Source organism: Streptomyces sioyaensis (assembly GCF_004122735.1).
Classification (GTDB): Bacteria; Actinomycetota; Actinomycetes; order Streptomycetales; family Streptomycetaceae; genus Streptomyces; species Streptomyces sioyaensis.
On the sequence record NZ_SDIF01000253.1, the window covers coordinates 1 to 2,720 of the forward strand.

Below are 2,720 nucleotides of genomic sequence, written 5' to 3' on the forward strand. Positions count from 1 at the left end.
GGCGGGGGTGGGTTCGGGGGGAGCCGTCAGCGCTCACCGAGTGCGGAACCGGCCCGCAACGGACTCCGCCGGACAAGCGCGGCAACCGGCCGTGGCTCCGTAGGATCGGGGACATGGCTGAACTGATGGGGCGCGACGGCACCTGGACCTTCGACGGCGAGGTCATACGGATCGTGCCGGGGAGCGAGCGCGGGGTGCACAAACTGCGCCAGTATCTCGGTGAGTTCACGGTGCCGCTGGCCGCCGTAGCCAAGATCGCCTACGAACCGGCCCGCAAGGGCGGCCGGCTGCGACTGCGGCTGCGGGACGGCGCGGACCCGCTGCTCCAGGTCACCAGCGGCAGCCTGCCGGACGACGCCAGCCCGTACCAGGTGACGGTTGACCCCGGGCGGGCCGACGTCGCCGAGTACTTCGTCGACACCGTGCGGCAGGCCCTGACGCTGGAGCAGATTCCCGACGGGCCCACCGACCGCTATCTGCTGCCGGGCCCGCCGGTACCGCTGACGGCCGCCGGGGTCGACGGCATCGCCACCTTCGACGGCGAGCGGGTGCATCTCGAATGGCGCTGGAACACCAGCGAGACCAAGCGGCGGTGGGGTCCACGGGACTTCACGCTGACCGGTCTGGAAGCGGTGGAGTGGCAGGCCCCCTCCGGCCTGGAATCGGGCTATCTCCGCTTCCGGCTGTACGGGGCGGCCGAGCAGCCGGCGCCGGAGCGCGACCCCAACTCCCTTGAGCTGTGGGGATTCAAGAAGGAGAGCGGCACGACCGCACTGCTGGCGGCCGCGGTCGCGGTACGGCTGCCGCATCCGTCGGCCGGCCCGCCGCAGGCCCGTACGGCAGGCCTGCCGCAGACCGATACGGCCGAGATCCTGGCGGCGGCCGCGGCGACGGCCCCTCCCGCGGCGCTCGCCCCGCCCACCGGCAGCGCGCCCACCGGCAGCGCGCCCACCGGCAACGCGCCCACCGGCAACGCGCCCACGGGGAAGGCGCCCGCCGCGACGGCGCCCGCCGCCACCGCGTCCGCCGCCGACGACGACCATGACGCGCTGCTGCGCCGGCTGCGCGAGCTGGGTGAGCTGCGCCGCGACGGCATTCTCACCGAGGAGGAGTTCACCTCGACGAAGGCCGCCATCCTGGCACGCTTCCACCCCGCGGGCTGAGTTGCCGCGGCGGCGGCCCGGTCGTCGCCCGTACGCCGTTTACGCTGCCGCCATGGCACAGAACACACAGCGGGCACGGGCAGCGCAGGCGACGCCGACGGCACGGGCGGGGCAGGTCGGCGGGACGGCGACCGCGGACCGGCCCACGCTGCCGGCCCCGTCCTCGCGGCCCGGACAGCGCGCACAGACGGCGTCGGTCGCCCGGGAGGCGCGGCGGAGCGGGGCCGCGCCCCGGAAGGTGGCGGTGGTCACCGGCGCCGGATCCGGCATCGGACGGGCGGTCGCCCAGGCGCTGTCGGACGCCGACTGGACGGTGGTGCTGGCCGGGCGGCGCGCCGAGGCCCTGGCGGAGACCGCCCGTCTGGCGGGCCTCACCACCCCCGAAAGCCCCGCCCTCGTGGCGGTGCCGACCGATGTCACCCGCCCCGAACAGGTCGACGCCCTCTTCGCCGCCGTCCAGGAGCGGTTCAGCCGGGTCGATCTGCTCTTCAACAACGCGGGCACCTTCGGCAGGACGGCGCCGCTCGACGAGCTGACCTACGAGGACTGGCGCACGGTGGTGGACACCAACCTCACCGGCGCCTTCCTGTGCGCACAGGCCGCCTTCCGCGCGATGAAGACCCAGGACCCGCAGGGCGGCCGGATCATCAACAACGGCTCCGTCTCCGCCCACGCCCCGCGCCCGGACTCCGTCGCCTACACCGCCACCAAGCATGCGGTCACCGGACTGACCAAGTCGCTCTCCCTGGACGGCCGTCCGTACCGCATCGCCTGCGGCCAGCTCGACATCGGCAACGCGGCGACCGAGATGACCGGCCGGATGCAGACCGGTATCCGGCAGGCCAACGGCCAGCTGGCGGTCGAGCCGGTGATGGACGCGGCGGACGTCGCCCGCACGGTCGTCCACATGGCGGCGCTGCCGCTGGAGGCCAATGTGCAGTTCGCCACCGTGATGGCGACGAACATGCCCTACATCGGGCGGGGTTGAGGCAGCTTTCGGCCAGGACGGCGGGGTTCGGGCGAAGTTGCGCCACCGCGCCGTTCCGGGCGACGAATCCTGGTACGACCCCTGCCCTCCTGCCGTCTCCAATGGCACCCTTACCCCGGATCCGCACCGCTCCTGCCGGGCCGCCGTCGCGCGGCCCGTCCCCCACGGCCGCGCGCAGCTGCCGCGCGGCCCCCGCAGAAGGAGTTACGCGTGAGACGAACCGTACGTGGTACAGCGGCAGTTCACGCCATACCGGCCCCGCCCCCCGTGCGCAGATCCCGGGCCGCCCTGGGCGCCTTGACGGCCGCCGGCACGCTGCTCGCCCTGCTGCTCCCCGCCGCCCCGGCCGGCGCCGCCGGCGTGCACCACGGCCACCGCTCCCCCGCCCCGCAGACCGCCCTCGACGCCTTCTGGACGGCGGACCGGATGCGCGCCGCCGAGCCCCTTGATCTCGCCACCCCCGCGCCCCGGTCCACCGCCGCGGTCCGGCACGGCGCCCCGCTCACGGTGGCCGCCCACTTGCCGTACGGGGACTGGCCGTCGTGGTAGCCGGGGACGAAGACCCAGTT

General features: G+C 74.7%; 3 protein-coding genes. All 3 read left to right on the forward strand.

Annotated features, from left to right (window positions below; all coding sequences use genetic code 11):
* Positions 1 to 113 precede the first annotated feature (113 nt).
* A complete protein-coding gene (locus EST54_RS33590) occupies positions 114 to 1,163 on the forward strand; it encodes a DUF4429 domain-containing protein (protein WP_129251449.1) in 1,050 nt (349 codons plus the stop codon).
* Between the two features lie 52 nt (positions 1,164 to 1,215).
* Positions 1,216 to 2,151 (forward strand): SDR family oxidoreductase, encoded by a 936-nt coding sequence (locus tag EST54_RS33595; RefSeq protein WP_239013777.1) that lies wholly within the window; start codon positions 1,216 to 1,218, stop codon positions 2,149 to 2,151.
* Between the two features lie 267 nt (positions 2,152 to 2,418).
* Positions 2,419 to 2,700: a hypothetical protein gene (locus EST54_RS33600; RefSeq protein ID WP_244942682.1), complete on the forward strand. Its 282-nt coding sequence runs from the start codon at positions 2,419 to 2,421 to the stop codon at positions 2,698 to 2,700.
* Positions 2,701 to 2,720: the final 20 nt, after the last annotated feature.

Coding starts and splice junctions, on each gene's coding strand:
- EST54_RS33590 (WP_129251449.1), top strand. CDS start 114: ATGGCTGAACTGATGGGGCGCGACGGCACCTGGACCTTCGACGGCGAG.
- EST54_RS33595 (WP_239013777.1), top strand. CDS start 1,216: ATGGCACAGAACACACAGCGGGCACGGGCAGCGCAGGCGACGCCGACG.